This window comes from Candidatus Zixiibacteriota bacterium, assembly GCA_040753495.1.
GTDB lineage: Bacteria > Zixibacteria > MSB-5A5 > GN15 > PGXB01 > DYGG01.
In genome coordinates this window covers 1-7693 of the sequence record JBFMEF010000096.1, presented here as the reverse complement: position 1 = coordinate 7693, position 7693 = coordinate 1, and the positions used below count along the sequence as shown (strand labels likewise).

8 protein-coding genes are annotated in these 7693 nt (G+C 53.1%); all 8 read right to left on the bottom strand.

The window, feature by feature from the left end:
* Positions 1–57: 57 nt before the first annotated feature.
* The 8 genes from AB1690_06360 to fliR are packed head-to-tail and all read right to left on the bottom strand — an operon-like array spanning position 58 to position 7635.
* Positions 58–504 carry a hypothetical protein gene (locus tag AB1690_06360; protein ID MEW6014928.1) on the bottom strand — a complete coding sequence of 149 codons (447 nt, stop codon included), beginning with the start codon at positions 502–504 and terminating at the stop codon, positions 58–60.
* An 11-nt stretch (positions 505–515) separates the two neighbouring features.
* Positions 516–815, bottom strand: a complete 300-nt coding sequence (locus AB1690_06355) for a hypothetical protein (GenBank protein MEW6014927.1) — start codon at positions 813–815, stop codon at positions 516–518.
* Between the two features lie 14 nt (positions 816–829).
* Positions 830–1705, bottom strand: coding sequence for a FliA/WhiG family RNA polymerase sigma factor (locus AB1690_06350; protein MEW6014926.1), 876 nt, complete (start codon positions 1703–1705; stop codon positions 830–832).
* A 7-nt stretch (positions 1706–1712) separates the two neighbouring features.
* Positions 1713–2585 carry an AAA family ATPase gene (locus AB1690_06345; protein ID MEW6014925.1) on the bottom strand — a complete coding sequence of 291 codons (873 nt, stop codon included), beginning with the start codon at positions 2583–2585 and terminating at the stop codon, positions 1713–1715.
* Complete coding sequence (locus tag AB1690_06340; protein MEW6014924.1) at positions 2575–3702, bottom strand: hypothetical protein; 1128 nt, start codon at positions 3700–3702, stop codon at positions 2575–2577. Before AB1690_06340 ends, AB1690_06345 begins: the two co-directional genes overlap by 11 nt.
* A complete protein-coding gene (gene flhA / locus AB1690_06335; protein ID MEW6014923.1) occupies positions 3692–5767 on the bottom strand; it encodes a flagellar biosynthesis protein FlhA in 2076 nt (691 codons plus the stop codon). The genes AB1690_06340 and flhA overlap by 11 nt, the downstream gene beginning before the upstream one ends.
* Positions 5768–5769: 2 nt before the next feature.
* Positions 5770–6837, bottom strand: coding sequence for a flagellar biosynthesis protein FlhB (flhB, locus tag AB1690_06330; GenBank protein ID MEW6014922.1), 1068 nt, complete (start codon positions 6835–6837; stop codon positions 5770–5772).
* Between the two features lie 6 nt (positions 6838–6843).
* Positions 6844–7635, bottom strand: coding sequence for a flagellar biosynthetic protein FliR (gene fliR / locus AB1690_06325; protein ID MEW6014921.1), 792 nt, complete (start codon positions 7633–7635; stop codon positions 6844–6846).
* Positions 7636–7693 lie beyond the last annotated feature (58 nt).

The following is a 7693-nucleotide window of genomic DNA, read 5'->3' as shown; positions in this document are numbered from 1 at the left end:
CCGTCTTACAGATGGGACATTCCACCTTGGTCATGAAAAAGGGTGATTCCGTCCCCATTATCTCATCCTCGCTTTCCCTTGAAGTTTCTGGCTCTGCTTGATCAGGGTAATCTCAGCCTCGGTGACCGGAAGAACCTTCTGCACCGTGGCACTTCGTTTCTTCTGAGCCAGCATTTCGCGCGCCTGCTCCAGTATTTCTTTACGGTCCCGCACCCGATATTCGCCGCGCAGCGCGCCGGGCGTATCGGAGCTATTCAGAGAATCAGTGTCAACCAGCCGGACAAATTGCGCTTCCGGCATCTTTCTTTCCGGGCGTCCGGGCGTTGCCGCGCTGACGACATCAGCCGCTGAAGCCGCCGCGGCGTTGCTTCTCCCGGCGGCGCGACCCTGACGGCTGGTTGAAATCCAGTGATAGACATAAAAGGTCAGTATCCCCGCGGTCAGGAATCCGGCAAAGTTCAATCCTATATCCAGAAGTTGCAAAGGTGAAAATCCCATTTTCATTATTCCTTTCTTCAGGCTTTCAAATCCAGATGTTCCGGCGGTGGACCCGGCTCATTTTCTTCGTCCTTCCGCTGGTCATCCTTCTTCTTTTCCTTATTTTTCTCTTCCTGTTTCTGTTTATCTTTACTGATGATTATCAGGTCGCTCTTTTCGGTCTCGTGTGTTCGTTCGGCATCAACCGTCGCTTTTTCTTTGATGGCCGCCGCCACCTGCCGCTGCTCCATCTCGGAGTGCGCCTTCTGTATCTGGTTGATTTTTCCGGCCACTTCCGTTTTGGAGAGATTGTCCGAAAGTTCCACGGGACGAATCATATCCGCCTTCCTCTTTAGCCGCTCAAGGCAAATTTCTCCCGAATCATGCCGCGCAATTTGATGACCGCCTTGGTGTGTATCTGCGAAACCCGGGATTCGGAGATCGACATTACTTCCCCGATTTCTTTGAGAGTCAATTCCTCGAAATAGTACAGAGCGATTACCAGTTTTTCCTGTTCCGTGAGACGGTCAATAGCAGTGACCAGAAATGCCCGCAGTTCCCCTTTTTCCATATCGCCCAGAGCGGTTGCTTTGGCTTCATCGCTTATGGTTTCGATGCGGGGGACCTGACGGTTGTCGTCTTCACGATAAATCGTCTCATCGAGAGAGAGTAGTGATGAACCACTGACATCGCCGATGGCGTGCATTAATTCCTCCACGGAGCATTTGAGTTTCATAGCCAGTTCTGCTTCGGTCGGCGGCCGACCAAAATCATTCTCCAACTCTAATAAGGCTCGTTCGATTTCGCGAGAACGGGCGCGCGTCGAGCGCGGCACCCAGTCGAGAGCGCGCAGTTCGTCCAGGATTGCTCCCCGGATGCGCGGCACGGCAAAGGTCTCAAACTTCACTCCCCGGGTCGGGTCGAAATTCCGAAATGCCTCCACCAGGCCGATAACGCCGGTGTTAATCAGGTCGGCAAGTTCTACCGAACGGGGGAAACCGATAGCCATCCGGCCGGCCACGTTTCGCACCAGCGGAAGATACTGCTTGAGCAGTCGCGCCCGTATTTCGGGATTGCCGTCGCGCTGATATCGAATCCAATCGATAGATAGCTCGGCCGGCTTCCGCGGCGGCATGGTCTCTTTCGGGGCACGATAGACCGACACCCGCCGGGTCTTTCCCGAATTTTTCTCCTCCCGTTTGCCTCGACTTTTGCGTGTGCTAATCATTTGAATGCTATTCCTTTATATCGGCTGCTTCTATGTGGGAATTTATCTTTTCTTTGTCATCATGGGCCGCCCCTTGCGGGAAATTTCCGCTCTCGCGAAGAACCAGCTTCGCCAGATTTTGAATACCCTGCCCCGCCGCTGAATCTTCATCCAATTGGAAAAGCGGCTTCTGCGCCCCTATCGACTCGCCAACGCGCGCATCCTCAAGAAGATATCCGGCGTCATGAGCGACCCGTCTCAAGAACCGCTCTGTCAAATAAGAAAATTTCTGATAGATATACTGCGCTTCCCCGGCGTTCTTCACGCGGTTGTTCAAAATATGCACAGTCAATTGGCGATTGGCTTTCAAAATGTACTTGAACAGACCATATCCATCGGCTATGGCGGTCAGTTCCGGATTAATGACGATGAGATTGAGGTCCGAAGCCGACGCCGCCAGCGCCACCAGCTCCACTATTCCGGAAGCGGTATCAAGCACCAGGAAATCATAAGAGGCAAACAAACGCCGTAAATTCGATAGCAGACGGGCGAAATCGGCTTCAGGGAAAGAATCCGCCGCCTCGCTCAAGGATGCCGTTGCCGCCATCCCCAGATATTCATTGACCGGGGCAATCTTGGTCGTCCGGCTTTTTTCCGGATAAATCAAATCATACAGAGTCGCCTGTGGCGCGACATTTGCCAGAATATGCTGATTGCCGAAATGCCAATCGGCATCCAGTATAACGGTGCGAAATTGACGGCGCGCCAGTTCGGACGCCAGATTGAAAGCGATGACCGATTTCCCTGCTCCCCCTTTGCCGGAAAGAATGGAAATGACGAAGGGAGCTGTCTTGCGCGGCGCAGATATGCTATCAATTCTTTCGAGACGATTAATGGTCATTCTGATTATCCTCCAGATTGAGAAGCCGCCGCGCCAGCAATGCCGCGTGCGGTCGCTCCAAAAGACCGCTACCGGCAGGGGTGCGGGAGATCAATGCCAGCGGTCTTTCCAGGTACTGGTTGAGAGTAATGATGCCGCCCCAGCGACCGGTCTCATCAAGATGGCTTGCCAGGAGATGTGTCGGTTTCAAATAATCGAATAAGCCGACCGCATCCACCAAATCGGAAGTGCGGGTGCAGACGGAAAAGACCAGGAAGAGTATATCGGGATTCAGTTTTTCCAGCCGCTTTATCAGTGTCGAAATCTTCTTATCATGACAGCGGAAGGAGGGGGTGTCAATCAGCAACACGGTATCATCGGTATGATTACTCTCCGGCACGCCGGTCAGGTCGAGTGGCAATCCCAGAATGTCGGCGTAGCCGCCAATCTCTTCGTACGATGACACCTTCAGGTTGTCCAGTGATGCCAATGTAACTTTCTGGTTTTCTTTGGTCGCCAAACGGGCCGCCATTTTGGCTAATGCCGCGGTCTTCCCCGCGCCTGACGGTCCGGCAAAAACAATTTTCATCCCGGCTCTGATTTCCAGCGGAGGACAGATGATGGAATTCATCAAAGACGTCATCATCTCCAGAGCTGCGCCGGTGATTTTGTCTTCCGCAACCTCTTTTTTAGCGATGTCATCGATAATCTGGCGGGCTATCTCTTCCGGCAAATCGGAGTCGAGCAGGTTGAGATAGAGCGGTTTGAAGGCCGGCGGTATTTCGGAGGGAATCATCCCGGCCCGGTTCGACTTGATAATCAGGTCGATTTTCTTATCCAGTTTGCTGGCGAATTCAAGCGGCTCGGGAAGTTCCGGCAGCATCGCGGTGTCGGTATCTTTCTTAATACTTTCCGAAGCAGAATTCTGAGCCGCCGGGCTTTCCTTTGCCGGCGCTGTTCTCTTCGCTGCCGATTTCTCATCAACACAGGCGGTGACTTCCACGCGATGCCCTGTCAGCGCCGTTTCCTCCGGCGGACAGTGACGTGTCCGCAGTATGATGGCGTCATTGCCGAGCTCTTCTTTTATCATTTTGAGAGCATGGGCGACGCCGGGAGCCGAATATGACTTAATTATCATCGCCGAATCTCACTGTTCCGGTGGAAATGACTTCCACATTGTTACTGATTTCGTTGTACGAGAGCACCACCAGCCCCGGATAAGAGCCATCCGTAAGACGTTTCAGCGCCAGACGGATATTGGGAGAACTAAGGCAGATTGGCAGATGTCCGGCGGCGGTGATATTGTCGATTTGCTTGCCGATGGCATTAAGAAGCCTTTGTGAGTCGGACGGCGATATCACCAGCATCAAGCCCTGCTTGCTGTTTTGAACCGCATCGGTGAGCATCTGCTCGATTGCCGGGTCGATGGTGAAGAGATATATCTTATTATCTTTGTCCTTGTAGAGGTCGGTTATCTGGCGTTTCAGCGCCATCCGGACATACTCGGCCAAGACATCCGGCTCTTTGGTCACGGTGTAATAATCGGAGATGGTTTCAATGATGGTCGCCAGGTTCCGGACCGGAATTCTCTCGGAAAGAAGCGCCTGCAGAACTTTCTGCACCGCCGAGAATGGCACCACATTCGGAATGACATCATTTACCAGCGAGGGGTAATCCTCTTTGACCGTCTCCACCAGGTGAGCGACATCCTGGCGACTGAGAAGTTCGCCGGCGTAAGTCTTAATCACTTCGGTCAGATGAGTCGCCAGCACAGCCGACGGCTCCACCGTGGTGTAACCTTTGGAATCGGCATATTCGCGCAGGTTGGGGATAATCCATGAGGCCGCCAGTCCAAAAGCCGGTTCATTGGTGCGGAAGCCATCCAGCTCTTCCTGCACAAATCCGGGATTAATTGCCAGAACATGGTCCAGCATCAGTTCATAGGTGGCGACACTGATTCCTTTAATCTTTATTCGGTACTGATTCGGCTGCAGCTGGACATTGTCCCGAATTCGTATTGGCGGCACAATGATCCCCAGTTCCTGCGCCATCTGGCGGCGTATGGTGGATACACGGTCGAGAAGGTCGCCTCCCTGGTTGGCATCGACCAGCGGAATCAACCCGTAGCCGATTTCGACTTCCAGCGAATCGACCTTCAACAGGTCTTCGGTCCGCTCCGGCGGCGCCGCATGCTTCTTTTCCGCTTCAGTTTTATCCTGTTCCTGTTTCTTCTTTTTCAATCCTTCATTGGTCACATAACCGACAGCGCCGACCACCAGCCCGAGCAGAATAAAGGGCAGGGTCGGCATTCCGGGGACAATGCCAAAAATTACCAGCATCGCCGCCGCAATCATAATCGCCCGCGGCTGTTTGACCAGTTGGGTGGTCAGGTCGCTGCCCATATTGGAAGTCGAAGCCGCCCTCGTAACAATGATACCGGCCGCCGTGGAGACTATCAGAGCCGGAATCTGCGTGACCAGGCCATCGCCGACTGAAAGCAGGGTGTAGGTGCGGAGCGCTTCGGATACTTCCATCCCCTGCAAGGCGATGCCGATGATGAAACCGCCGACGACATTAATGAAAGTAATCAGGATACCGGCGATAGCGTCGCCGCGGACAAACTTGGAGGCGCCATCCATAGCGCCATAGAAGTCGGCCTCGCGGGCTATATCTTCGCGGCGACGTTTCGCCTCGGAGTCGTTGATAATGCCGGCATTCAGGTCGGCATCAATCGCCATCTGTTTGCCCGGCATAGCATCTAATGTGAAGCGCGCGGCTACTTCGGAGATTCTTCCGGCGCCTTTGGTGATAACCACAAACTGGATGATGACGAGAATTATAAAGATAATGAATCCGACAACATAATTTCCGCGGACTACGAAGTTTCCGAAGGAATTGATAACTTCGCCGGCGTAACCGCTGCCAAGAATCAGGCGAGTCGATGCCACATTGAGCGCCAGGCGCATCAAAGTTACTATTAAGAGCATTCCCGGGAAAACCGAAAGGTCCAGCGGACGGGTGATATAGAGAGTCGAAAGCAAGATAACCAGCGAGAAGGCGATATTGAAAGCCAGGGCAAAATCGAGCAACGCCGCCGGGATAGGAATTACCAGCACCCCGATAATGGCGATAACGGCGACGGCCAGAATTATATCGGAGCGATTGGCGATTTTGCCGAAGAGAGTCTTATTTTCAAAATCCATGGTCAAACCTCAGCCCCTTTAAGGCGATAGACATAAGCAAGCACTTCGGCCACCGCCCGGTACAATTTCGCCGGCACAAAGGAACCGACTTCGCACATACTGAAGAGCGCCCGAGCCAGGGGGGGATTTTCGACCACAGGCACATTCGCTTCGCGGGCGAGTTCTTTTATCTTTTGGGCAATCAGTCGCTCCCCTTTGGCGACCACCATGGGGGCGTCCATTTCATCGGGATTGTATTTGAGCGCTACCGCGATATGGGTCGGGTTGGTCACGACCACATCCGCTTTCGGCACATCCTGCATCATCCGCTTGCGCGACATCTCGCGCTGAATCTGCCGTATCCGCGATTTTATCTGCGGCGAGCCCTCCGTGTCTTTGTATTCATCTTTGATTTCCTGACGGCTCATCCGGATTGATTTTTCATAATCATATTTTTGATAGGCATAATCGAGTATCCCGAGAATCAGCATGACGGCGCCGATTTGAAGGGTCGTTTTGAGAGCCATCGTCCCCATCGCCCCGGCGAAGACAGTGACGGAATTGTCGGCAAGAAGATAGAAGGTGTCCATCTGGGATGAAATCGCTTTGTAGCCGACAAAGCCGATGACGATTAACTTGACGGTATCCCGAATCAGTTCCATCAGAGACCGGCCCGAAAAAAGCCTCTTGATGCCATTGGCGATATTTAACTTTTCCGGTTTTGGCTCAAGCGGTTTGCCGGTGACCAGAAAACCGACCTGCATCACATTGATACCATATGCCACCACCACCAGAATCACCAGAATCGGTCCCAGCAGATAGAAGAAGGTGAGAATCCTGGTTGAAAGAAGCGCCAGAAGAGAATCATAATCGGCGCTCATAGTGGGAGCTTCACGGAAAATGAAAATCATGAACTGTTGCAATTGACGAATCAGAAGCGGTCCCAGAAAATAGATGGCGGCTGAGCCCAGGCAGAGGATGACGGCCGAATTGAGCTCCAGCGAGCGGGCTACTTTTCCCTCTTCGCGGGCTTTCTCCCGTCGTCGGGGAGTTGCCTGTTCAGTTCGTTCCTGGAATTGCTCTTCTGCCATATCTGTCTAAGATGCGGTTCCTAAGCCATGTAAGAGCCGGTGTACTTCGCTGTTGAGAAATTCCACTGAGCGTTCGATGACAAAGCGGAAGACCGGAAGCGCGGTCGCTATCACCAGAATCCCGACGCCTATTTTCAGCGGCAGACCGACAATGAAGATATTCATCTGCGGGACTGTCCGCGCCACCACCCCCAGCGCAACCTCAGTTAGGAAAAGGGTAATTATCACCGGCGCGCCGATCTTGATAGCCATCACAAAGGAGTAGGCGGAAAACCGGATAATGAAATCCAGGGCGCTTCCTGAAAAATCGAAAGTCCCCACGGGAACTATCTTATAGCTGTCGGAAAGCGCCGAAATTATGGCGTGATGTCCGTCAATCGCCAGGAATATCAGGGCCGCCACAAAAAACCAGAACTCTCCAATAAGCGGGACTTCCGTTCCCATCTCCGGGTCCAGAACATTGACCAGGGAGAGTCCAATCTGGTAGCCGACCAGACCGCCGGCCATCTGAACCGCCATGAAGAGAAGCGCAAAGAAAAAGCCGATAAGAAAACCGACCAGCATCTCTTTTGCCGCCAGCACCGCCAGAAGCCAGACCGAGCTGACCGGCTCTATCGGGGTCTTGCCGACCGCCGGAATTAGAATTATCGCCAGCATTATCGCCAGTCCGGCCTTGACCATGCGAGGTATGATGCGATGCCCGATTATCGGCGCCCCCAGAAAGAGACCGGCGGCTCTGAAGGAGATTAAGAAGAAGGTCTCGAGTTTTGCGGCGCTGTATGTTACAAATTCAAACATGGTCTTTTTACCTATAGTACGGGTCTATCGTCAAGACTTTAATCAAGTCCCGTGCCAG